General features: G+C 32.2%; 26 protein-coding genes. All 26 read left to right on the top strand.

Annotated elements, in window-relative coordinates:
* Positions 1–188: 188 nt before the first annotated feature.
* Entirely contained in the window at positions 189–1,178 is a 990-nt protein-coding gene (locus IWX80_RS14285) for a 2-hydroxyacid dehydrogenase (RefSeq protein WP_196854037.1), read from the top strand.
* A gap of 129 nt (positions 1,179–1,307) precedes the next feature.
* Positions 1,308–1,676, top strand: coding sequence for a DUF892 family protein (locus IWX80_RS14280; RefSeq protein ID WP_196854036.1), 369 nt, complete (start codon positions 1,308–1,310; stop codon positions 1,674–1,676).
* Positions 1,677–1,679: 3 nt separating this feature from the next.
* On the top strand, positions 1,680–3,062 hold the full coding sequence (locus IWX80_RS14275) for an NAD-dependent succinate-semialdehyde dehydrogenase (protein ID WP_196854035.1): 1,383 nt from the start codon (positions 1,680–1,682) through the stop codon (positions 3,060–3,062).
* Positions 3,063–3,461: 399 nt separating this feature from the next.
* Positions 3,462–4,550: an alkene reductase gene (locus IWX80_RS14270; RefSeq protein ID WP_196854034.1), complete on the top strand. Its 1,089-nt coding sequence runs from the start codon at positions 3,462–3,464 to the stop codon at positions 4,548–4,550.
* Positions 4,551–4,600: 50 nt separating this feature from the next.
* Positions 4,601–5,662: a class I fructose-bisphosphate aldolase gene (locus IWX80_RS14265; RefSeq protein WP_196854033.1), complete on the top strand. Its 1,062-nt coding sequence runs from the start codon at positions 4,601–4,603 to the stop codon at positions 5,660–5,662.
* Positions 5,663–5,993: 331 nt separating this feature from the next.
* Entirely contained in the window at positions 5,994–6,467 is a 474-nt protein-coding gene (locus tag IWX80_RS14260) for a Dps family protein (protein WP_196854032.1), read from the top strand.
* A gap of 24 nt (positions 6,468–6,491) precedes the next feature.
* On the top strand, positions 6,492–6,614 hold the full coding sequence (locus IWX80_RS17065; RefSeq protein ID WP_334682368.1) for a hypothetical protein: 123 nt from the start codon (positions 6,492–6,494) through the stop codon (positions 6,612–6,614).
* A 316-nt stretch (positions 6,615–6,930) separates the two neighbouring features.
* Positions 6,931–8,313, top strand: a complete 1,383-nt coding sequence (locus tag IWX80_RS14255; protein WP_196854031.1) for an OmpA family protein — start codon at positions 6,931–6,933, stop codon at positions 8,311–8,313.
* A 371-nt stretch (positions 8,314–8,684) separates the two neighbouring features.
* Entirely contained in the window at positions 8,685–9,068 is a 384-nt protein-coding gene (locus IWX80_RS14250) for a hypothetical protein (RefSeq protein WP_196854030.1), read from the top strand.
* A 56-nt stretch (positions 9,069–9,124) separates the two neighbouring features.
* A complete protein-coding gene (locus IWX80_RS14245; RefSeq protein WP_196854029.1) occupies positions 9,125–9,346 on the top strand; it encodes a hypothetical protein in 222 nt (73 codons plus the stop codon).
* 120 nt (positions 9,347–9,466) lie between these two features.
* A complete protein-coding gene (locus tag IWX80_RS14240; RefSeq protein ID WP_196854028.1) occupies positions 9,467–9,907 on the top strand; it encodes a hypothetical protein in 441 nt (146 codons plus the stop codon).
* Between the two features lie 203 nt (positions 9,908–10,110).
* Positions 10,111–10,569 carry a PA2169 family four-helix-bundle protein gene (locus tag IWX80_RS14235; protein WP_196854027.1) on the top strand — a complete coding sequence of 153 codons (459 nt, stop codon included), beginning with the start codon at positions 10,111–10,113 and terminating at the stop codon, positions 10,567–10,569.
* A gap of 231 nt (positions 10,570–10,800) precedes the next feature.
* On the top strand, positions 10,801–11,592 hold the full coding sequence (locus IWX80_RS14230; RefSeq protein ID WP_394335930.1) for an MlaE family ABC transporter permease: 792 nt from the start codon (positions 10,801–10,803) through the stop codon (positions 11,590–11,592).
* 1 nt (position 11,593) lies between these two features.
* Positions 11,594–12,370: an ABC transporter ATP-binding protein gene (locus IWX80_RS14225; RefSeq protein ID WP_196854026.1), complete on the top strand. Its 777-nt coding sequence runs from the start codon at positions 11,594–11,596 to the stop codon at positions 12,368–12,370.
* 18 nt (positions 12,371–12,388) lie between these two features.
* The gene (locus IWX80_RS14220) at positions 12,389–13,273 is read left to right on the top strand and encodes an MlaD family protein (RefSeq protein ID WP_113633715.1); all 885 of its coding nucleotides are present in this window, start codon (positions 12,389–12,391) and stop codon (positions 13,271–13,273) included.
* Positions 13,274–13,385: 112 nt separating this feature from the next.
* Entirely contained in the window at positions 13,386–13,592 is a 207-nt protein-coding gene (locus tag IWX80_RS14215; protein WP_196854025.1) for a hypothetical protein, read from the top strand.
* Between the two features lie 535 nt (positions 13,593–14,127).
* Positions 14,128–14,589: a hypothetical protein gene (locus IWX80_RS14210; protein WP_196854024.1), complete on the top strand. Its 462-nt coding sequence runs from the start codon at positions 14,128–14,130 to the stop codon at positions 14,587–14,589.
* A gap of 196 nt (positions 14,590–14,785) precedes the next feature.
* A complete protein-coding gene (locus tag IWX80_RS14205) occupies positions 14,786–15,409 on the top strand; it encodes a porin family protein (protein ID WP_196854023.1) in 624 nt (207 codons plus the stop codon).
* Between the two features lie 33 nt (positions 15,410–15,442).
* Complete coding sequence (locus IWX80_RS14200) at positions 15,443–15,595, top strand: lmo0937 family membrane protein (RefSeq protein WP_113633710.1); 153 nt, start codon at positions 15,443–15,445, stop codon at positions 15,593–15,595.
* Positions 15,596–15,644: 49 nt separating this feature from the next.
* Positions 15,645–15,797: a lmo0937 family membrane protein gene (locus IWX80_RS14195; RefSeq protein ID WP_113633709.1), complete on the top strand. Its 153-nt coding sequence runs from the start codon at positions 15,645–15,647 to the stop codon at positions 15,795–15,797.
* A 38-nt stretch (positions 15,798–15,835) separates the two neighbouring features.
* Positions 15,836–16,168, top strand: a complete 333-nt coding sequence (locus IWX80_RS14190; RefSeq protein ID WP_113633708.1) for a YtxH domain-containing protein — start codon at positions 15,836–15,838, stop codon at positions 16,166–16,168.
* 53 nt (positions 16,169–16,221) lie between these two features.
* On the top strand, positions 16,222–16,569 hold the full coding sequence (locus IWX80_RS14185; RefSeq protein ID WP_196854022.1) for a hypothetical protein: 348 nt from the start codon (positions 16,222–16,224) through the stop codon (positions 16,567–16,569).
* Position 16,570: 1 nt separating this feature from the next.
* Complete coding sequence (locus tag IWX80_RS14180; protein ID WP_196854021.1) at positions 16,571–16,927, top strand: hypothetical protein; 357 nt, start codon at positions 16,571–16,573, stop codon at positions 16,925–16,927.
* A 142-nt stretch (positions 16,928–17,069) separates the two neighbouring features.
* On the top strand, positions 17,070–17,840 hold the full coding sequence (locus tag IWX80_RS17060) for a diguanylate cyclase (protein WP_334682366.1): 771 nt from the start codon (positions 17,070–17,072) through the stop codon (positions 17,838–17,840).
* Between the two features lie 401 nt (positions 17,841–18,241).
* Complete coding sequence (locus tag IWX80_RS14170; RefSeq protein WP_196854020.1) at positions 18,242–20,326, top strand: Ig-like domain-containing protein; 2,085 nt, start codon at positions 18,242–18,244, stop codon at positions 20,324–20,326.
* Positions 20,327–20,414: 88 nt separating this feature from the next.
* A complete protein-coding gene (locus tag IWX80_RS14165; protein ID WP_196854019.1) occupies positions 20,415–22,448 on the top strand; it encodes an OmpA family protein in 2,034 nt (677 codons plus the stop codon).
* Positions 22,449–22,621: the final 173 nt, after the last annotated feature.

The raw sequence follows: 22,621 nt of genomic DNA, 5'->3' as shown, positions 1-22,621 counted from the left end.
AATTCTGTAATAAGAATTCTTAACGTCTAGTAATTTCTAACGTTAAAAAATATTTAGATACAATTTTACAAATGAAATTCTCTCTGTTTTTTAATATTCAGAGAGATTTTTTTTTACACTCAACTTTGGATTTCATTCTCCTTTTGAAAGAAATGAGTCAATTTTTATTATTTAAAAAAAATTACACCATGAAAATAGCCGTCTTTAGCACAAAACCATACGACAGAGAATACTTAGACAAGTTTAATGTTGAAAGCAAACATGAATTAGTATATTTTGATGCGCCTTTAAATAGTGAAACAACGAATTTAGCAATAGGATTTGAAGCTGTTTGTGTATTTGTAAATGATGTAATCGATAAAAAAACGATTGGAAAATTATCAGAAATCGGTATCAAGCTTATTGATTTACGTTGTGCAGGATTCAACAATATTGATCTTGAAGCAGCGGCAAAATACAAAATCAAAGTTATGCGTGTCCCAGCATATTCGCCGCAAGCCGTTGCAGAGCATGCCGTTGCATTGATTTTGACTTTAAATCGTAAAACACATAAAGCATACAATAGAGTTCGGGAAAGTAATTTTTCGTTAGAAAACCTTACCGGATTCAATCTTTATGAAAAAACAGTTGGAGTCATAGGAACAGGGAAAATTGGTGCGGCTTTTTGCCAAATAATGCTGGGATTCGGTTGTAATGTTATCGCACATGATGTTTTTAAGTCTGAGAAATTAATTCAGAAAGGTGTTGTTTATGTAAATTTGGAAGAGTTAATTAAAACCTCCGATGTAATTTCCCTCCACTGCCCTCTCACTTCTGAAACTAAACACCTTTTTGACCGCGACGCTTTTTCAAAAATAAAAAAAGGAGCTATGTTGATAAATACTAGTAGAGGTGCTTTAATCAAAACTTCTCATGCTATTGAAGCGTTAAAAAAAGAGCAATTAGGCTATTTAGGAATTGACGTTTATGAGCAGGAAGAAAATCTATTTTTCAAAGATTTGTCAGAAAGTATCATTCATGATGATTTAATTGAGCGATTAATGGCTTTTCATAATGTCTTAATTACACCACATCAGGGCTTTTTTACAAATGAAGCATTAGACCAAATTGCCATTACTACATTACAGAATTATTCCGATTTTGAAGATGGTTTACCCTTAGAAAATGAAGTTAAGTAAAAATGTCAGCTTCAAATTATCCACTGTATGTGAATATTACAACTACTAGGTAATATTATGTAATGAATTTTAGCGTATTTAATCCCAACTTTACAATTACGAATTAGTATTCAACATAAATCTACACAAATGAAAAGTACAATCACCAAAATGGACAGAAAAGCCACATTGCAAAATACGAAAGGAAATTCAGACGAAACGAATCTTGAAACGAGTGAGGGTTGTCGAAATATTTTTGTAGAGGAATTAAAAGAAATTTATTTTTCAGAAAGGGCATCAATTATCTCCATTCCCATACTTATTCAAAATGCTGCGACTGATGAGCTCGCAGATGCCCTCAAAGTACATCTTCAATTTACAATTGACCATATAAAACGTTTGGAAGAATTTTTTAATTCCATTGGCGAAAAAGATATTATGTTGCAATATGAGGCAATGTATGGCATGCCTACCCCACAAAAAACAGCAGAAATTAAAAGTAATCCATCTAAAAAATAAAAAATGGCTATTCAAACCGTTAATCCTTTTACAAATAAAGTTGTCCGTTCATTTGAGGAAATGAATGATAAAACAATTGACATATTAGTCGCACAATCAGATAAAACATTCAATTCTTGGAAACAAGAGAGTTACGAGCAACGAGCTGAAATTTTGCACAAAGTTGCTTCTTTAATGCGCGAAAAAAAGGAACATCTGGCAAAAATTATCACGCTCGAAATGGGTAAATTAATTGCTCAGGCTGAAGGTGAAATTATGTTAAGTGCCGATATTTTTGATTATTACGCTACAAATGCTGCAAAATTTTTAGAGGACAAACACTTGGAACCCGAATACGGCAGCGCTTACGTGCGTTGTAGTCCAATGGGAGTCATTCTTGGTGTTGAGCCATGGAATTTTCCTTTTTATCAAGTCGCCAGATTTGCTGCGCCAAACCTTATGATAGGTAATACAGTACTTGTAAAACACGCTTCCTCAGTCCCGCAATGTGCAATTGCCATTGAAGATTTATTCATTGAAGCTAGTGCGCCAACAGGTCTTTATACAAATCTATTTATTTCAGGAGAAAGAGCATCAGCTCTGGTTTCGGATAAAAGAATAAAAGGTGTTGCATTGACAGGAAGTGAAGCAGCAGGCGCTAGCATTGCCAGTGAAGCAGGAAAACATTTAAAAAAATCAGTGTTGGAACTGGGAGGAAATGATGCGTTTATAATTCTTGATGACGCGGATATTGATAAGGTTGTGGATTGGGCAGTTGCAGGCAGAATCAATAATAACGGTGAAAGTTGCGTGGCTTCAAAAAGATTTATTGCTCTTGATAGCGTTGCGGACGAATTTATTGAAAAATTTAAAGAAAAATTGTCAAACCTAGTTATAGGAGACCCGATGGACTCTAAAACAGAATTAGGTCCGATGAGTAGCGAAGAAGCCGCCGTCCATATTATTGACCAAATTAGAAAGTCAGTTGATGCTGGTGCGACTATTTTATTAGGAGGAACTCGTGCTGACCGACCAGGAGCTTTTGTGAAACCTACAATTTTAACCGATTTAAAACCAGAAATTCCAGCCTATTATGAGGAAATTTTTGGTCCAGTAGCATCTTTCTATAGAGTTAAAGATGAAGAGGCAGCAATTGTGTTAGCTAATGATTCTAATTTTGGTCTTGGTTGCTCGATATTTTCCAAAAACGTAGCACGAGCTGAACAAATTGCTGATAAAATTAATGTTGGAATGGTGTTTATCAATCATCCTGCTTCAACAAAAGCTGATCTACCTTTTGGAGGTGTGAAGGATTCTGGTTATGGACGAGAATTATCGGAATTAGGAATTCAAGAATTTGTAAATAAGAAATTAATTCGCATAAGTGGAATTTCTGATCCATTGTAGATTTAATTCAAATAAAATAGAAATCTATTTTGTTAGGTAGCATTTTTTCTGATTTGCCAGATTGGCGCAACGGCATCAAGAACATAGGGGTTTTCCAATCTTCCGCCTATGACCAACGAATTGGTACACGAGCTTGATACCCGTTAATTAGAATAATAAAAAAGAATGTTGCCTAACTTAATTTTTAATCTTTAGTATTATCAAGGATTTCGTTTAAAATCATTTTCTAACGAAATGAATACTAATTATTAGTTTAGTTTTTTAAAAAAGCTTTTTATCTACAATATTTTTAAAGCTGAAGAGCATGTTGCAATTCCACAACGTCATTTTAACTGGTATTTTAATTCATAATTTATGAATTATAAGTATCTTTATATCAACAATTTATAAATAAAAATCATGGAGACATTTGAATTATTTACACCAAAAAAATGGGGTTCGATCGACCTTAAAAATAGTATAGTTATGGCACCGATGACAAGATGCAGAGCGATTGGTAATGTTCCTAATGAACTTATGGCTAAATATTATCAGCAACGTTCTGGTGCTGGTCTAATTATAACCGAAGGAACCTCACCATCTCCAAATGGACTGGGATACGCAAGAATTCCCGGTGTTTTTAATGCTGAACAAGTAGAAGGTTGGAAAAAAACTACAAGTATTGTTCATAAAAATGGAGGGAAAATAATTGTTCAACTGATGCATTCCGGAAGAATTAGTCATCCGCTAAATATGCCCAAAGGCACACATATATTTGCACCATCTCAAGTCAAGGCAGCTGGACAAATGTGGACAGATGCCAATGGTTTACAAGATTTTGTGGTTCCAAATGAAATGACTGTTCAAGATATTTTGCATGCTAAAACTGAATATATTTCTGCGGCTGAGAATGCTCTTTTTGCAGGATTTGATGGTGTCGAATTGCATGCTGCAAATGGATACTTATTAGAAGAATTTCTTTCACCAGTTAGCAATATTCGAACAGATGAGTACGGAGGAAGCATAGAAAACCGTTGCAAGTTTGTGATTGAAGTGGTTGCAGCCGTAGCACAAGCCATTGGAAAAGAAAAAACCGGAATTCGACTTTCTCCTTACGGTGTAGCTAGTGATATGCCACATTATCCTGAAATTGACGCTACTTACGATTATTTATCCAAAGAGCTTAATAAACTTGATATTGCGCACATCCATCTTGTGGATCACTCCGCTATGGGCGCTCCTGAAGTTCCTTTGGAAATCAAAAAATTAATTCGTCATAACTTCAAGAATACCTTAATTACCTGTGGTGGTTATACTAAAGAAAGTGCAGAATCAGCTCTGGAATCAGGACTTACAGATCTTGTCGCTTTTGGAAGGCCTTTCATCAACAATCCTGACTTAGTAGAAAGGTTTCAAAATAATTGGCCTTTATCGGAAGACCTCAATATGGATTTATTTTATACAGCTGATGAAAAAGGATATACTGATTATCCAGTTTATAAAATCTGATTCCACTCTATTTTTCGCTTTTTAACAAGTAATTTAAAAGCAAAGTTAAAATGAAAGATATATCTCAGTTGCTAGCTTTATTAGGAGATGAAAAAGACGCCTTGTTAAGTCACGTTTGTAAAACAATTGGAAAAGAGCAACTTCATTTGCCGAATTCGTCTCACTTAGATTCCGTTTTTTTAGATAGCAATCGAAATGCACAAACCATTCGGAGTTTAACACAACTGTACCATCACGGCCGACTTTCGGATACGGGTTATCTTTCGATTTTGCCGGTAGATCAGGGAATAGAACATACGGCAGGAAGTTCATTTGCTCCCAATCCAATCTATTTTGATCCAGAAAATATCATAAAATTAGCGATTGAAGCAGGATGCAATGCAGTTGCTTCAACAATGGGAGGTCTTGCAATGCTTTCCAGAAAATATGCCCATAAAATTCCGTTTATTGTAAAAATAAATCATAATGAATTATTGACTTATCCCAATAAATTCGACCAAATCATGTTTGGGAGCGTTCGTGATGCTTGGAATATGGGAGCTGTGGCTGTGGGTGCCACCATTTACTTTGGCTCAGCCGAATCTGATAGGCAAATTATTGATGTGGCAAAGGCTTTTGAAGAAGCGCATACTTTAGGAATGGCAACGATTCTTTGGTGTTATTCCAGAAATGATGCATTTATAAAAGATGGAATCGATTATAACACGGCTGCGGACATCACCGGTCAAGCCAATTATTTAGGCGTTTCAATTCAGGCTGATATCATCAAGCAAAAATTACCAATTCATAATGGAGGTTTTAGTTCAATACACTTTGCCAAAACAAATCCGGAAATGTACACGAAGTTAACCAGTACAAATCCAATAGATTTATGCCGATATCAAGTTATGAATTGTTATTCCGGCAGAATTGGGATGATTAATTCAGGAGGGGAATCTAAAGGCGAATCTGATTTGGCGGAAGCTATAAAAACCGCTGTAATAAATAAAAGAGCTGGCGGAGCTGGAATGATTATGGGAAGAAAAGCTTTTCAACGACCGTTCCATGAAGGCGTTGAGCTCATACATGCCGTTCAAGAAATTTACTTAGCCAAAGAAGTCTCGATTGCGTAAGTTATATTTAAGTTTAATCTTTTATAATCACCGTTGAAATTATTTCTAGAAAAGCAAAAATCTATATTTGAATGTACAATTCTAAATCTACATAAATTACAATACGAATTGGTTTATTTTTATTTAAATCACTGTTTTACAAATAATTAATGAATTAAAAGTGTGAAAGATGTAACTAATTCTTGTAATCTTATAATACTTTTTTAAAGCAATAAAGAGATCTTTGTAAGATGCACTTCTTGGATAAAACATAAACAAGTTTTTAGTTTAACTTGGAAGTTTAAAACAAATTATTTTACAAATTAAGAGTAATAAATAAAATACAGAAAACATGAAAATTAAAATCGGAATTACAGAAGCACATTTAAAAAACAGTATTTCAATCCTTTCTTCAATTTTAGCAAATGAAATGACGCTATATATTAAATTAAGAAAATTTCATTGGAATGTATCCGGACAAAGTTTTATGGAATTACATAAATTGTTTGAAGGACAATATACTCAACTAGAAGTTTCAATTGACGAAACGGCAGAACGTATTAGTAAATTAGGCGGAAAAACGATTGGAACAATGAAAGAGTTTTCGGAGCTAACAATTATCAAGGAATCTCCAAATCAGTATCCAGGTCAAAAAGAAATGCTTCAAGAATTAGTAGAAGATCACGAAACGCTGATCGTTCAGTTGAGAAAAGATGTTGACGCAAGTGCTGACGAAAATAAAGATGCAGGAACAGCTGATTTCCTAACTGGATTGATGCTAGCTCACGAAACAATGGCTTGGACATTGAGAAGATATTTAGAATAATTAAAAAAATACAATAGTATAATAATGGAAAATTTAGAATCAGAAGTTTACGTTACTTCTACAAGTCATTGCAGAGTTGGAAAAATAACTGCTAAAAAATATATTGATGAATCTCAACTGACACCAGAAAAGGATTTTCAAAAGTAACATTTAGTATAAAATAAGAATCTGCAGCCTTTTTTGTTTTATTTCAACAAAAACAGTCGACTTTAAAAAAATTAATTAGAACTATTTAAAAAAACTTCTTTCAAAACTGTCTCCCTGATCAGTTAACAAAAGAATTATTTTTTAAATAGTTCTTTTTTTGCTTTCTAATTAATTACTAATTGATGGTATCCTTTTAGATTAAAAAAGGATAATTTCTTCCCAATGTGTGAATGATACAATTTATTACAATAGTTCTATAACAATCGTTAGCCCAATGTTGCCAACCTTTGCATCAAACAATATAATATAAATAAAGATGAAAAAAATCCTATTACTGTGTACATGCTTAGCATTTACATTTATCTCAAAAGCGCAAACCATAGACAAGAAATGGAATGTTGGTCTTCACGGAGGTGTAACACAATACCAAGGTGACTTAGGAAACAATTTTTACAAAACTGATAAAGCATTTTATGGTTTTGGCGGTGTTTCTGTTTCTAGATATTTAGGTCGTTATTTCGATTTGAACTTTTTAGCTTCAAAAGGAACAATTGGTTACAATAACAGTCCTTCAGGAAGTTTTAAAAGTGATTTTAATTCGGTTGCGTTAAATTTAAGATTTAACATGACAGGTCCTGAATCTATTGTAAGACCTTATGCATTTGCTGGTGTTGGAGCTATGTTATTTGACAAAGATTTAAACTTTGATCAAGATAGAATTGATTATGCATTACCTACAGCGGGTGGTGGATTAAATTTTAGATTGAGTGATGTAATTACATTGAATTTACAAGAAACATTCAGTTTTTCTAACAAAGACAGAAGAGACGGTGTTGAGAATGGCAAAAAAGATGCTTATTTATCTCACATGGCTGGTTTGACTTTCAATTTAGGAGATAAAAAAGATGCTGATAATGATGGTGTTTCTGACCGTAATGACACATGTCCTGGAACTCCGGCTGGTGTAGTTGTTGATGCAAATGGTTGTCCATTAGACAGGGACAAAGACGGTGTTGCTGATTATTTAGATACTTGTCCAGATGTTGCAGGTTCTGCATTATTGAATGGTTGCCCAGATTCAGACAATGATGGTGTGGCTGATATTAATGACAAATGTCCAGATACTAAACCAGGAACTAAAGTAGACGCTACTGGTTGTGCTATGGATAATGACAAAGATGGAATTACAAATGATTTAGACCGTTGTCCTGATGTTGCTGGTCCAATGAGTTTAAATGGTTGTCCAGATTCTGATGGAGATGGTGTAGCTGATATTGATGACCGTTGTCCTACTGTAAAAGGAACTATGGAAAACAAAGGATGTCCTGAAATTACAAAACAAGATGTTGAGAGAATTACATACTTGGGAAGTAAAATATTCTTTGAAAACAATAGTGCTAAATTAAAAATAGGTTCATTAGCTCAATTAGATGAATTAGTAAATATCATTAATAAATATGATGCTTCTAATTTAGTTATCGAAGGTCATGCTGATAGTAATGGTAGCGATGCTTTGAATTTAGAATTATCTCAAAAACGTACTGAATCTGTTAAAAATTATTTAATGGAAAAAGGAGTTTCCGGATCAAGATTGACAGCTGTTGGATATGGCGAAAGCAAACCTATAGCAACAAATGCAACCGCTATTGGACGTGCAAAAAACAGAAGAGTAGAGTTGAAAATGACTTACGAAAAATAATAAGATTAGGTTGGGTTTTTGGTTTGGTTAGTTGAGGGCTGTTGGAAACAACAGCCCTTTTTTTTATGTTTTACAGTGAAATCAGTAATTATTAAGTGATACATGGAATCCAGTTTCTGAGGACCATTCAAAGCAAAATATAATAATACTAATGGCACAATAAACTTATATGCCTTTGAAGTGCCTTCTGCATTATTAAGCTCGATTATGAATTTGATTTGTTTTTATAAAGAATTTAGATGTGAATTATATAAATTTTACATAAATTTATATAATAGTTTTACCTAATAAATAGCTGAAATTTAGGCTGTTATTATTTATTACAATATGTTAAACCACGTAACATTTTTAAAAACCAAAAACAGATTATTATGACGGCATCAAAAAAACTAGGGATCTGGATGGATCATTCCTTTGCTCACTTAATGGAATTCACATCTAAACATTTTGAGATTGAAACAATTGAATCAAAGTTTTCAATCAAGGAGAACAAAAAAAAATTGGCAAACAATGAAAATTTAATGCTTGAAAAAGAGAAAAAACAATTGTACGACTATTACAAAAAAATAGGAGAAACTATTAAAAACTACAAACGCGTAATCCTCTTTGGTCCTACCGATGCAAAAGTAGAACTTTTTGATCTTCTTAGTGAAGACGAGCGTTTTCTGAAGATTAAATTCGAAATCAAGAACACGGATAAGATGACCGTAAGCCAGCAACATAATTTTGTGAAAGAATATTTTTCCGAAGCGTAATATTAAAACCTAAAATCACTTTTTTAAATAAAAAAAACACTTTAAATAAATAACAAATGAAAACCAAACCAATAGGAATTATATTGATTGTTTTAGGAATACTAATGTTGCTTTACAATAGCTTCAATTTTACAACTACTGAGAAAGTGGTTGACATAGGTCCAATTCAGGTCAATAAAGAAGTAAATCATCCCATCGCCTGGTCGCCTATTATAGGAATTTTACTTGCTGTAGGAGGCGTTGTTTTATTAGTGGTTGGCAACAAAAAAAAGGCATAAATTATTTTAGACTGCTATTATTTACGTGTGAATAATGTAACTTTTTACAATATTTATATAACATTTTTTAGTGCTTTAACTATGAAATTTGTATGGTAAAACAACTCAAATTAACATATAATGACAATTCAATTAAATTCTGATATCAAAAAATTATTCTTAGGCGCTTTAGCAATAATTATGTTGTTGACTTTTACCTCTTGCGGGAAAAATATAGCTTTTCAAAACTCATCAATAGTTCCAGCAGCAGAGGGAAAAGTGAGTGTAAAAAAAGACAGTAACAAAAATTATTCGATTGGAATAAAAATAGCAAATTTGGCCGAAGTTAATCGATTACAACCATCAAAAAACGTGTATGTAGTTTGGATGGAAACTGAAGAATCTCTTGTGAAAAACATTGGACAAATAAAAAGTGATACTGGATTTATGTCGTCGAAACTTAAAGCAAGTTTTGAAACAGTAACTTCATTTGAGCCTTCTAAAATATTCATTACTGCTGAAGATAATGCAGATGTACAATATCCTGGAATGCAACTAATTCTAACAACAAATAGATTTTAATTTGTTAAGCAGATTTTCGATGTCCAATTTATTGGATTTGATTATTCTGAAAACAAAATGAATAATAGTTTTTATATAAAGACCAAAATATCTTTCAGGAACAAGAGGAAACTGATTTAAATAGTAAATATCAAAACTATTATGTACCAACGATTCCCTCCAGAAAATTATAGTTGAAGTAAGTTTAATACCTAATAGTTAAGATGATGAATAAAGAAAAATCTATCGTAGTTTTAAATAATCTTATTGAAATCAATAATGAAAGAATTGAGATTTATAAAACGGCTAAAAAAGTAACAGAAGAAAACGATTTAAAAGATTTATTTTCTGAATTTCAGAATACAAGTACAATTTTCAAATCGGAACTTGTTGAAGAAGTTCAAAAAATGGGTGGAGTTCCTGTTTTTACAGTTAGAAATAACAATTTGTTGGTAAGAATTTGGGCTAATTTTAAATCTAAATTTATAGGAAAAGACAGAGAAGATATTTTGAATACAATGGAATACAACGAATTTGTAGCGATAAAAAGTTATAAAGACACCCTGTCTGATAATTTAGATCATCTTACTGCAGAACTTCATATCTTGCTTAAATCACAACAAATGTTATTGACCGCGCATCATGATAAAGTTAAAAAACTAGGCGATTTGATGTTATCTTAAATTATAAATATGGTGTGAATTTTACTTTTTGTCATTTCATTATTTAAAATTTTGAAATTTTATTGACTTGAAAACAGAAATTATCTTCCAGAATTTCATCAAAACAGACTGTACATTTTTATAAAATTGCAAAGTCCTTACGAAGAGCACTTTTTTCTTTTGCTATTCTTCCACTTAAATTAGAATAAGAGATTAAATGCATCCAAAAATCAAAATTAATAGTAATGATAAATGAATAATACAATAACCGAAAAAAAAGAAAGTATAACTATCTATTTGAAAGATACTTTTAATGATGTTGGTAAAGTTACCTTGTTTGCAGGACGTTTCTTTAAAGAGGTTGTAAAACCTCCATACGAAATGAAGGAATTCATTAAACAATGTTATGTCATTGGCTACAAATCGTTACCATTAGTGACCATCACTGGTTTTATAATGGGATTAGTTCTTACCTTACAATCAAGACCAACTTTAGCTAAGTTTGGTGCAGAATCCTGGCTACCAAGTATGGTTGCTTTATCGCTTATCAGAGAAATAGCACCGGTTATAACAGCTTTAATTTGTGCCGGTAAGGTTTCCTCTGGTATAGGTGCTGAATTAGGTTCCATGAAAGTGACTGAACAAATTGATGCCATGGAAGTTTCGGCCATAAATCCTTTCAAATATTTAGTTGTTACCAGAATTTTGGCTACCACACTTATGATTCCTTTATTGGTTATTTATGCTGATGGTATTGGAGTAATTGGTGGTTATGTAGGTATAAATATTCATGGTGATGTAAGTTTGTATCGCTATCTGGCACAAGTTTTAGAATCAATTACCTTTTTAGATATATTTCCGGCAACCATGAAAACTTTTTTCTTTGGTTTTTTCATTGGTATGATTGGCTGTTATAAAGGATTTAATGCTGCTAATGGAACAGAAAGCGTTGGTAAAGCAGCTAATTCTGCTGTAGTAACTGCATCGCTAACCATATTTATTATTGATATGCTTGCGGTACAAATAACTGATTTATTTTTCTAAAATGACACAAGAAATCACAACAACAGACCGTACTCCTATTTCTAAAACAGATGCTCCAGTTATAGAAATAAAAGATTTATGTAAATCCTTCGGGAAAAACGAAGTTCTAAAAGGGGTCACTTTAACCGTAAACAAAGGGGAAAACCTTGTCGTATTAGGAAAGTCCGGTTCAGGAAAATCTATTACTATAAAATGTTTAGTTGGTTTAGTAGAAGTGGATAAAGGCGAAATAAATGTTTTTGGAACTGACATCACAAAATTGGACAATACTGCGCTTAACGAAATTAGAATCAGAATAGGTTTTTTGTTTCAAAACGCCGCTTTATATGACTCCATGAGTGTTCGCGAAAATCTTGGCTTTACTTTAAAAAGGCATGCTAAAGATTTATCAGCTGAGGAATTAGAAAGTCAAATTATAAACGTTTTAGAAAGCGTTGGTTTAAGTGAAGCCATTGATAAGATGCCTTCGGAATTATCCGGTGGTATGCGCAAAAGAATTGGATTAGCAAGAACTCTCATCCTAAAACCTGAAATTATACTTTATGATGAACCCACTACTGGATTAGACACAATAACTTCTAGAGAAATCAGTGAACTTATACTGGAAATCCAAAAGAAAAATAAAACATCTTCTATCATAATTACACATGATATGCCGTGTGCGAAACATACTAGCGATCGTATCGTTATTTTGAAAGAAGGCGTCATACATGTTGAAGGAACGTATGAAGAATTAGAAAAAAGCGACGATGAATGGGTTCGTTCTTTTTTCATCTAACCAATTAAAAAATAAAAAATGAATAAAGAATCTGGATACCAATGGAAATTGGGAATGTTTGTAATTATAGGATTGGTACTTTTTGTGGGAACCATATATTTTGTTGGAAAACAGAAAAATTTATTTGGATCTACGTTTGAGTTGTACTCTAAATTTAATTCGGTTAACGGACTTGAAGTTGGAAATAATGTTCGATTGTCAGGTATAAATATTGGTACGGTTGAAGAAATTGATTTTCTAAATGATACCTCAGTGGTAATTAAATTAGTCATAAGAGACGAAGTTCGTAAATACATCAAGAAAGATGCAATTGCGAGTATTAATTCCGATGGTTTGATGGGCGATAAAGTTTTGACAATTTCATCAGGTAAAAACTCTACTGTAATAGTTGAAAACAACAACTATATCACTTCCAAAAAATCTATAGAAATGGATGATTTAATGGTGAGCGTCAAAAAAAGTGTTGATAATGCAGGCGTTATTACTGCTCAATTGGCGCAATTTAGTTACAGCATGAATAACGGAAACGGTGCACTATCCAGGTTGGTTTCTGATGAGGAATTTGGAAACAGTATAAAAACAATGGTTACTAATCTTGAAAATAGCTCTACGGAATTCAAAAGATTTACAGTAAATATGAATAACGGAAAAGGCGCCTTATCAAAATTAGTTAGCGATGAAAGAATGGGAAAAGTAATTGATTCTTCATTAACGAATGTTAAATCAGCAACTAAAGGCCTAAATGAAGTTATCGAAGCTGCAAAAAATAATTTCTTATTGAGAGGTTATTTTAATAAAAAGAAAAAAGAAGAAGAAAAAAAGCAGGAAGCAGCAGCTGATTTAGAAGAGGAAGAAATGAAAAGAGAATTAAAAATAGGTGCTGAAAATGATTCTTTAAAATAATTTTTCACACAATTAATAACTGATTTAAAACATCATAATACTTCAAAATATTATGGTGTTTTAAATTTTTTATTTTAAATAACTATCAATAAAACTATTAAAATAATTTATCATGAAAACAGAAAAAGAAATCAATCAGGCGATACTTGAAATTACAATGAAAATCCGTAATGAATATCCTGAATTAAATAAATATTTATCAGAAATGCCAGTTACAATTCCTGATGTTGACCAACCGGAAATGACTATTAAAGTATTGAGCGATTATCTTGAATCACTTGAAAATTTATTAAAAAAATATAGTCCAAGCCATAAATAAAGATATAACTAAACAACGTTTTTCGCAGTTGAATTCATAAATATTTAAAAAATACTAATTTATTTCTTTAGATTTTTTCTTAATCTATACCATAATCTGTCAAATCAGTGAATAATGAAACTAATCTTTAAAGTTATATAACTTCAAAAACCTGTAACCCCCCGAACTTTGTAAAGTGAAAACTATTTCGCATACAATACACAATAAATAAATGGATCCGATAGAGCGCGAGGGAAACTGGGAAGAACAAAAAAAGAGCTAAAAGAAAAGTTTGCTGCTTTAACGAATAATAAAGCACTTTTTTCTGAAGAGAAAAAAGAAGAAATGCTAAAAAAGTATCAAGTAATACTGGGAATCTCCAGAGCAGAATTACTGAAAATATTTGAAGGTCTTTAGGTTCTACTATCCTTTAAACTACTCTTGGATTGCTGTATTTAAAATTAAAACTTTGTTCAAAAATAATTTCAGCATCTTTAAAAACACTATCAAAAATAAAAAACTGTAAATCAAATCAATAACTTAAAATAACACAAAAATGAAAAAAATATTTTTTACACTTGCCATTACAACATTTATGGCTGGAACTCTTTTAGTAGGATGCCAAGACACCTCAAAAAAAGAAGAAGCTGCTAAGGATAACGTAGAAGAAGCAAGAGATAATCTTGATGATGCAAAAGAAGAATTATCAGATGCAAGAGCTGCTGCTACTGAGAAAGAATGGAATGATTTCAAAGAAAGTACTGATTCTACAATTAAGCAAAATGAAATTCGCATTGCAGAAATGAAAACCAATATGAAAAAAACTGGTAAATCAATTGATGAAATGTATGCGAAACAAATTGAAGCATTAGAGCTAAAAAATAAAAACATTAAATTGAAAGTGCAAGAGTATAAAAATGATACTAATAGTGACTGGCAATCTTTCAAAGAAGAATACAATCGAGACATGGATGAATTAGGTGATGCAATGAAAAATTTGACAGTAGATAATAAATAGAAAATGTAAAAGGCGAGTTTTTAGAACTCGCCTTTTTTTTGGTAATAATATAACTATCAGCATTTTAATAATTTAACTATTTATTAAAATACTCTAAAGTGTGAATAATGTAACTTTAAATAAAAGTAATGTAACAATAGGCTAAGGTAAGATGCGGATATTTGTAATATAATAATTCAATTAAAAAACAAATAAAATGAAAAATTCAAAAAAACTGATTTTTGCTTCATTAGTATTAAGTTTCATGAGCTTTACAAGCGCACAAGCGCAAGAAAAAACACCTTCTTATGGTTTTAAAGGTGGACTAAATTTTTCTAATTTTTATACAGATAATGTAGATGACAGTAATATACTAACAGGTTTCAATGCTGGTTTATATGCTAAGTTCCCAATCACAAATAGTATTGCAATTCAGCCGGAAATTAATTACACAACAAAAGGTTCTGAGCAAATATACGATAACGCAGTATTCCAGGGAACATCAAAATTCAATATCAATTATATTGAAGTACCTGTTTTATTAGTTGCTAATTTGACTGAAAATTTTAATGTACATGTTGGTCCATACGCAGCCTACATGGTTAGTGGAAAAACATCAACTGATACTAATTTTGGATCTTCTACAAGTGAATTAGACACTGATGATTTCAACAAGTTTGACGCTGGTATTTCCGGTGGTGTAGGAGTAGATTTAGATGTAGTAAACTTTGGTGTTCGTTACAACTATGGTTTAACTAAAATAGGAAAAGACAATAACTTTACTTCGTCTGACGCAAAAAACAGTGTTTTTAACGTTTACGTAGGATTGAGATTAAACTAATAAATAATAACTAATCATTTAAAACTAAAAATCATGAGCAACCTTCTTTACACCATCGCAGTAATCTTAGTTATCTTTTGGGCAATTGGATTTTTTGCCTACAGTGCAGGATCAATTATTCACATTCTTCTAGTTATTGCAGTAATTGCAATCTTATTCAGACTTATATCAGGTAGAAGAATTTAATTCAAGACTACTAAAAAATCAAAATATAAATAATTAAAAAAAAAACAAAATGGGAAATCTTCTTTATACAATCGCAGTAATATTAGTAATTTTTTGGGCAATCGGATTTTTTGCATTCAGCTTAGGATCAATTATTCACGTACTTCTTGTTATTGCAGTAATAGCAATACTTTTCAGACTTATTCAAGGTAGAGGTATCTAATTCAATTTTTAAATTAATAATAATAAAAATAAATAATTATGAAAGCAGATAAAATAATATTAGGAGTTTTAGGCGGAGTAGCTGTAGGAGCATTATTAGGAGTATTGTTTGCACCTGAAAAAGGAGACAAAACAAGAACCAAAATTATGGACAAAAGTAATGACTACGCTGACGAATTAAAAGGTAAGTTAGATACTTTATTAGGTACAATTACTCAGAAATACGAGAAAATCTGGAAAGAAGGTGAATCTTTAGTATCTGAAGGAAAATCTAAATTTTACGATGCAAAAAATGAAGGTGAAACTTTACTTGCTGAAGGAAAATCAAAATTTTACGACGCAAAAAACGAAATTAAAAATACAAATATCTAATTCGATATTCAATTTTTAAGATTTCAAAATTAAATACGTTTACAAATTATATCATGGAAAACAACGCAACAACAATAGAAATGCTTTTCGAAAGAGCAGAGAATTACACTAAAACAACAGTAGAATTGGCAAAGTTACATGCAGTGGATAAAACTGCTGATGTTATGTCTTCTCTAATTTCTAGATTAGCTGTTTCTCTTGTTTTTGCAATGTTTGCCTTTTTGGTCAATATTGGCCTTTCCATATGGATTGGAGAATTAGTTGGGAAACTATATTATGGCTTTTTCATTGTATCGAGTTTTTATTTGCTTGTCGCAATTATTCTTTACATTTTTAAAGATGAGTGGATTAAAATGCCTATCAGCAATTTCATGATTGTTAAAATGCTTAAAAAAAATTAATATGAAAAAGATAAACCAAACAGACATTCTTAAGGAAACTATCTTATTAATGAAAATGAAACAAGCTGATGAGTTAGTACAACTTAAAGATCAGTATCATTATACCGTTGAAAGCTTAAAGCCATTAAATCTTATAAAAAATGCATTTGGCATTATAGCTACATCCCCAGAAATTAAAGGGAACATCCTTAGCAATGTTCTAGGAATGACTACAGGATACATTACTAAAAAAGTTTTATTAGGATCTACTCACAATCCAATAAAAAGAATATTAGGAACAGTGTTGCAATTTGTAATTACTAATATTGTTACTAAAAAGACTGAAAAACTACAAGACAACGACTTACAAAATGTCTAATTTTAGATTAATATTTTTTTACTATTAAATTCTATATCTTTTTAATTATTATCTTTAATTTTTTATTTTTTGAATAGGAAATTATTAGCTTTTTATCCTATTTTTGAAAATTTTTTCAATAAAGATTTTAAATTAAAGCATGATGATTAAAAGAGTAAACAAGGAAGAATTAATAATTCAAAATAATCAACTTGCTTTTCAAAACCAAGAAAATGAAAAGCGTGCTGCTGAATTAATCATCGCAAACAAAGAACTTGCTTTTCAAAACCAAGAAAAAGAAAAGCGTGCAGCTGAATTAGTGATTGCTAATAAAGAACTTGCATTTCAAAACCAAGAAAAGGAAAAGCGTGCAGCTGAATTAATTATTGCTAATAAAGAACTTGCTTTTCAAAACCAAGAAAAAGAAAAGCGTGCAGCCGAATTAATTATTGCCAATAAAGAACTTGCTTTTCAGAACCAAGAAAAAGAAAAGCGTGCAGCAGAATTAATAATTGCCAATAAAGAACTTGCTTTTCAGAACCAAGAAAAAGAAAAGCGTGCAGCAGAATTAATAATTGCCAATAAAGAACTAGCTTTTCAAAACGAAGAGAAAGAGAAAAAAGCAATCCAGCTTGTCAAAATCAATTCTGAACTAAATAGTGCTAAGGAATATCAAAAAGCGTATATCAATGGACTGAAAGAAATTATGTTCATAACTTCACATCGTGTACGACAACCCGTTACAAACATATTAGGAATTACCTACCAATTAGATCAAACTTCCAATTCACCGCAAGAAGTTAAAGACTGTATAGAGTTCATCAAACAATCAGCATTAACTCTTGACACATTTACTAAAGAGCTTACTATTTTTATTTCCAATTTAAAGCAAAAAGGAAAAGAATTAAATGTTGATGACTTAAATAATTTTTAATTTAAAGTTATCTAAATATAACTTTTAGCTTCTGAAAACACTCCAATTTCTGTTAGTATTCCAAAGCGATTATTTGTAAAACTGCTATTTCATGCGGTACAAATACTACTTTTATTTTACATTATTTTAAGAATATAGTTTTAAAATAATGAATACTCCCCTATTTTTATTTTTCCAATGATCGTCTTCATTTGTATTCTTTTTCTTCATAACAATTAAACGCAATAACACAATATTAACATTTTTAAAATCTTAAAATATTGATTTTAAACAATCTAATTATTTCCTTAACAAATAAAATAAGTGAATATTACAACTTATTAATATAATTGTATAATGTATTTAGTCGATGAAAGACTCACCTTTGACGATAAAATTATTAATCCCCTAAATTTTAAAAAATGAATACTAAAAAACTACTACTAACCTTTGCAATATTGATTATTGCATTAATTTCTGGTTGTGCAGAAGACAATTTTATAGAGACGGAGGGCGTTTGTCCAGTGGTATCCTCTACAATTCCCTTGAATGGAGCTTTAGGAGTTCCTTTAAGACAAGTTATTTCTGCAACATTCAATGAAGAAATGAACCCAACAACGATTAATGAAGCTACTGTGATTGTTACGGAAGCTAATGGTACTGCTGTTGCAGGTACAGTTACTTATAGCGGAACAACTGCTACATTTACTCCTTCAAGTTTTCTGAAACCAAACACTACTTACACTGGAAGAATTAAAACTGGTGTTAAAGATGTTATGGGTAATGCCCTTCAAACGGATTATGTTTGGACATTTAGCACTGGAATGATTATAGTACCTACCGTTATTACAACAGATCCTGCAAATAATGCTACAAATGTTCCTTTAAATAAAACAATTACTGCAACATTTAGTATGCCAATGGATCCATTGACAATAAATAATTTTACTTTCATTGTAAATCAAGGTACAAATGCCATTCCTGGAACGATTACTTACGCTGGTTCAGTAGTGACTTTTACACCAACTGCTCCATTAAGTGCTAATAGAATTTATACTGTTACAATAACTACTGGTGCAAAAAATTTAGATGGAACACCTTTAGCTGCTAATTATGTTTGGAATTTCACTACAGAAGCACCTCCAACAGTTACTGCAACTGATCCTGCTAATAATGCTACAGGAGTAAGTTTAAACAAAACGGTTACTGCTACTTTCAGCGTACCAATGGATCCTTTAACTTTAAACAGTACGACATTTACAGTAAAACACGGAACTTTTACAGTGCCTGGTGTAATTACTTATGCAGGTTCAACAGTATCTTTTACAGCTACTAATGGATACGTTGCAAATAATGATTATACGGTTACTATCACTACAGGTGCAAAAAGTGTATCAGGTATACCATTAGCAAGTGATTACTCATGGAAATTTACTACCGCAGCTGCTCCAACAGTTACAGCGACTGATCCTCTTAATAATGCAACAGGAGTAAATCTAAACAAAACGGTTACTGCGACATTTAGCACAGCTATGGATCCTTTAACTATTAATGCTACAACTTTTACTTTAAGACAAGGTACAACGGTTATTGCAGGAGTGGTTACTTACAGTGGAACAACCGCTTCATTTAATCCAGTTAATTCTTTCGAGGCAGGACTTACTTATACTGCAACTATCACAACAGGAGCTAAAAATGTAGCAGGTGCTTCATTGGCAAATAACTATGTATGGACTTTCTCAACAGTGAATCCAGCAGTTGTTACTCCACCTCCAGCAGCCGCAAGCGGTTTATTTTTCGGAGTTTTTGGAGGAAACGCAGGAATTACGAATCAAGGTTTGAATACCGTGATTAATGGAAATATTGGAACTACCGCTGCCTCTACTTTAATTACAGGTTTTCACGATGGTACAACAGGAGATACTTATACAGAAACACCTCTTAATAAAGGTCTTGTAACTGGAAGAATCCATACTGCACCACCAGCTCCAGGTTCAGCTGCCTCAGCAGCTATTGCAACTCAAGGATTAGTTGATGCAAATGCAGCTTATCTTAGTATTTCTCCAGCACAAAAACCAGGTGGAATGGATCCAGGTGCAGGTGAATTAGGGAATCTAGTTTTAGCTCCAGGAATTTATAAATCAGCAGGTGCAACTTTTAAAATATCAAATGGTGATTTAACTTTAGATGCTAAAGGAGATCCTAATGCAGTTTGGATTTTTCAAACAGCAGCAGGATTAACAGTAGGAATCGCTGGACCAAACGGTGCTAAAAGTGTTAAATTAGTAAACGGTGCTCAAGCTAAAAACGTTTATTGGTATGTAGGTACATCGGCTGTGATTAATGGTGCTGGTGGTGGTGTAATGACGGGAACTATTATTGCTTCCGCTGGAGTTACATTCTCAACTGCTGGAAACGCTGTTCAAACCGTATTAAATGGTAGAGCTATATCTTTAGTAGCATCAGTTACTATGGTGAATACAACTATCAATGTACCTGCTAACTAAGCATTAGTTCGATAGGTTTAATAAACAAAAAGTTTTATCCCGTCGAAAGGCGGGATATATTTAAAATGAATCAAACAATATAAATAATATGAACAATATAACTAATTTAAAAAAGGGATTACGCCAAGCTTGGTCCCCTAATAACTTACCAATCAAAAGTCTTTTACTTGTGTCTTTGACATGGTTAAGTGTTCAAACACCTATACAAGCACAGGAAGCACAAGCAATTAAATATGCAAAACCTTCTTGGTATTTTGGAGTTGCCGGTGGAGCAAATTTCAACTTTTACCGTGGTTCTACAAATCAGCTAAATGCTGCATTTACACCTCCTGCTACTTTTCATGACGGTGACGGTGTTGGACTTTTTATTGCGCCACTTTTAGAATATCGTCCTGCTACTTCCAGATGGGGAGTTATGTTGCAAGCTGGTTTTGATAGCCGTAAAGGTTCATTTGACCAAGTACTTACAGCATGTGACTGTCCAGCTGATTTATCTACTGATCTTAGTTACATCACCGTAGAACCTAGCGTACGTTTTGCTCCGTTTAAATCTAATTTCTACCTTTATGGAGGTCCACGTTTGGCTTTCAACCTGGATAAATCATTTACATATCAGTTAGGAATTAATCCTGCATTCCCAGATCAAGAGCCTTCAGCGGCGGTATCAGGTGAATTTAGTGAAATTGAAAAAACTATTTTGTCCATGCAAATTGGCGCTGGATATGATATTCCACTTTCTTCTGATAGTAACAAAACACAATTTGTTTTATCTCCTTTTGTTTCTTTCCAACCTTATTTTGGTCAAAATCCACGTGCTACAGAAACTTGGAACATCACTACAATTAGAGCTGGTGTAGCCCTTAAATTTGGTCAAGGACAAAATATCCAACAAGCTACGGATATGGTAAAAGACCGTGAGGTTGATTTTACTGTGAATTCTCCTAGCAATGTTCAAGGGGAAAAAAGAATGACTGAAGTTTTCCCACTTAGAAACTACGTTTTCTTTAACGAAGGATCAACTGAAATTCCAAATCGTTATGTTTTATTAACGAAAGATCAAGTTAAAGATTTCAAAGAAGATCAATTGGAAACATTTGCTCCTAAAAATTTATCAGATCGTTCTAAACGTCAAATGACTGTTTATTACAATGTATTAAACATCCTTGGAGATCGTATGCAAAAAAATCCTTCTTCTACGATTACTTTGGTAGGTTCATCAGAAAAAGGAAATACAGATGGACTTGCTATGGCAGAATCTGTTAAAACCTATTTAGTAAATGTATTTGCAATTAATGCAATGAGAATTACAACTAAAGGTCAAGATAAACCAAATATACCATCAGAACAACCTGGAGGAACTCAAGAATTAGTGTTGTTACGTGAAGGTGATCGCAGAGTTTCTATTGAAAGTAACAGTCCTGATTTATTGATGGAATTTCAAAGTGGCCCTGATGCTCCATTAAAGCCAGTTCAAATTGTTGCTTCGCAAGTCGCACCTGTTGACAGTTATGTAACCTTTAATAATAAAGGAGCTGGTGAAGCTTTATCTTCTTGGTCATTACAAATAGCTGACGAACAAGGAAAAGTACAGTCTTTTGGACCGTATACTGAGGAAGAAGTTAAAATTCCTGGAAAATCAATTTTAGGAAGTCGTCCAGAAGGTGATTTTAAAGTAAAAATGATTGGTCAAACCAAAAGTGGTAAAATTATAGAGAAAGAAACTCCGGTTCACGTGACACTTTGGACTCCTGCTACAATGGTAGAAGGTACCAGATATAGTATCATCTATGAATTTAATACGTCAAAAGCAATTACGATGTATGAAAAATACCTTACTGAAGTAGTTACACCAAAAATTCCTGTAGGAGCGACAGTTCTTATCAAAGGTCATACGGATATAATTGGTGAAGAGGTGTACAATCAAGGATTATCTCTTGCACGTGCAAATGATGCAAAAAATATCATTGCAAATGCTTTAGCTAAAACTGGTAGAAATGATGTGAAATTTGAAGTTTCTGGTTTTGGTGAAAATGAAAATAATTCTCCTTTTGACAACAAAACGCCAGAGGAACGTTTTTACAATCGTACCGTAATTATTGATGTTATTCCTGCTGCTAAATAATTTAAAGTAGTCGGAGAATACATTTTATTAATACTCAAAAAGGATAGAAACTTAAAAGTCTATCCTTTTTTTTGTTCCAAAAAATAACCTATGAATCTCTGGTAACACTTTGAACGAGAATTAATTATTTTAAAAAATAGTTATAAAACAGCATCTGATTAGCTTTTCTATTT

The sequence above is a fragment of the Flavobacterium sp. CAN_S2 genome (genome assembly GCF_015752255.1).
Classification (GTDB): Bacteria; Bacteroidota; Bacteroidia; order Flavobacteriales; family Flavobacteriaceae; genus Flavobacterium.
Note: the sequence above shows the minus strand (reverse complement) of the source record. Positions and strands in the feature narration are given on the sequence as shown.

Coding starts and splice junctions, on each gene's coding strand:
- IWX80_RS14285 (WP_196854037.1), top strand. CDS start 189: ATGAAAATAGCCGTCTTTAGCACAAAACCATACGACAGAGAATACTTA.
- IWX80_RS14280 (WP_196854036.1), top strand. CDS start 1,308: ATGAAAAGTACAATCACCAAAATGGACAGAAAAGCCACATTGCAAAAT.
- IWX80_RS14275 (WP_196854035.1), top strand. CDS start 1,680: ATGGCTATTCAAACCGTTAATCCTTTTACAAATAAAGTTGTCCGTTCA.
- IWX80_RS14270 (WP_196854034.1), top strand. CDS start 3,462: ATGGAGACATTTGAATTATTTACACCAAAAAAATGGGGTTCGATCGAC.
- IWX80_RS14265 (WP_196854033.1), top strand. CDS start 4,601: ATGAAAGATATATCTCAGTTGCTAGCTTTATTAGGAGATGAAAAAGAC.
- IWX80_RS14260 (WP_196854032.1), top strand. CDS start 5,994: ATGAAAATTAAAATCGGAATTACAGAAGCACATTTAAAAAACAGTATT.
- IWX80_RS17065 (WP_334682368.1), top strand. CDS start 6,492: ATGGAAAATTTAGAATCAGAAGTTTACGTTACTTCTACAAGTCATTGC.
- IWX80_RS14255 (WP_196854031.1), top strand. CDS start 6,931: ATGAAAAAAATCCTATTACTGTGTACATGCTTAGCATTTACATTTATC.
- IWX80_RS14250 (WP_196854030.1), top strand. CDS start 8,685: ATGACGGCATCAAAAAAACTAGGGATCTGGATGGATCATTCCTTTGCT.
- IWX80_RS14245 (WP_196854029.1), top strand. CDS start 9,125: ATGAAAACCAAACCAATAGGAATTATATTGATTGTTTTAGGAATACTA.
- IWX80_RS14240 (WP_196854028.1), top strand. CDS start 9,467: ATGACAATTCAATTAAATTCTGATATCAAAAAATTATTCTTAGGCGCT.
- IWX80_RS14235 (WP_196854027.1), top strand. CDS start 10,111: ATGATGAATAAAGAAAAATCTATCGTAGTTTTAAATAATCTTATTGAA.
- IWX80_RS14230 (WP_394335930.1), top strand. CDS start 10,801: ATGAATAATACAATAACCGAAAAAAAAGAAAGTATAACTATCTATTTG.
- IWX80_RS14225 (WP_196854026.1), top strand. CDS start 11,594: ATGACACAAGAAATCACAACAACAGACCGTACTCCTATTTCTAAAACA.
- IWX80_RS14220 (WP_113633715.1), top strand. CDS start 12,389: ATGAATAAAGAATCTGGATACCAATGGAAATTGGGAATGTTTGTAATT.
- IWX80_RS14215 (WP_196854025.1), top strand. CDS start 13,386: ATGAAAACAGAAAAAGAAATCAATCAGGCGATACTTGAAATTACAATG.
- IWX80_RS14210 (WP_196854024.1), top strand. CDS start 14,128: ATGAAAAAAATATTTTTTACACTTGCCATTACAACATTTATGGCTGGA.
- IWX80_RS14205 (WP_196854023.1), top strand. CDS start 14,786: ATGAAAAATTCAAAAAAACTGATTTTTGCTTCATTAGTATTAAGTTTC.
- IWX80_RS14200 (WP_113633710.1), top strand. CDS start 15,443: ATGAGCAACCTTCTTTACACCATCGCAGTAATCTTAGTTATCTTTTGG.
- IWX80_RS14195 (WP_113633709.1), top strand. CDS start 15,645: ATGGGAAATCTTCTTTATACAATCGCAGTAATATTAGTAATTTTTTGG.
- IWX80_RS14190 (WP_113633708.1), top strand. CDS start 15,836: ATGAAAGCAGATAAAATAATATTAGGAGTTTTAGGCGGAGTAGCTGTA.
- IWX80_RS14185 (WP_196854022.1), top strand. CDS start 16,222: ATGGAAAACAACGCAACAACAATAGAAATGCTTTTCGAAAGAGCAGAG.
- IWX80_RS14180 (WP_196854021.1), top strand. CDS start 16,571: ATGAAAAAGATAAACCAAACAGACATTCTTAAGGAAACTATCTTATTA.
- IWX80_RS17060 (WP_334682366.1), top strand. CDS start 17,070: ATGATTAAAAGAGTAAACAAGGAAGAATTAATAATTCAAAATAATCAA.
- IWX80_RS14170 (WP_196854020.1), top strand. CDS start 18,242: ATGAATACTAAAAAACTACTACTAACCTTTGCAATATTGATTATTGCA.
- IWX80_RS14165 (WP_196854019.1), top strand. CDS start 20,415: ATGAACAATATAACTAATTTAAAAAAGGGATTACGCCAAGCTTGGTCC.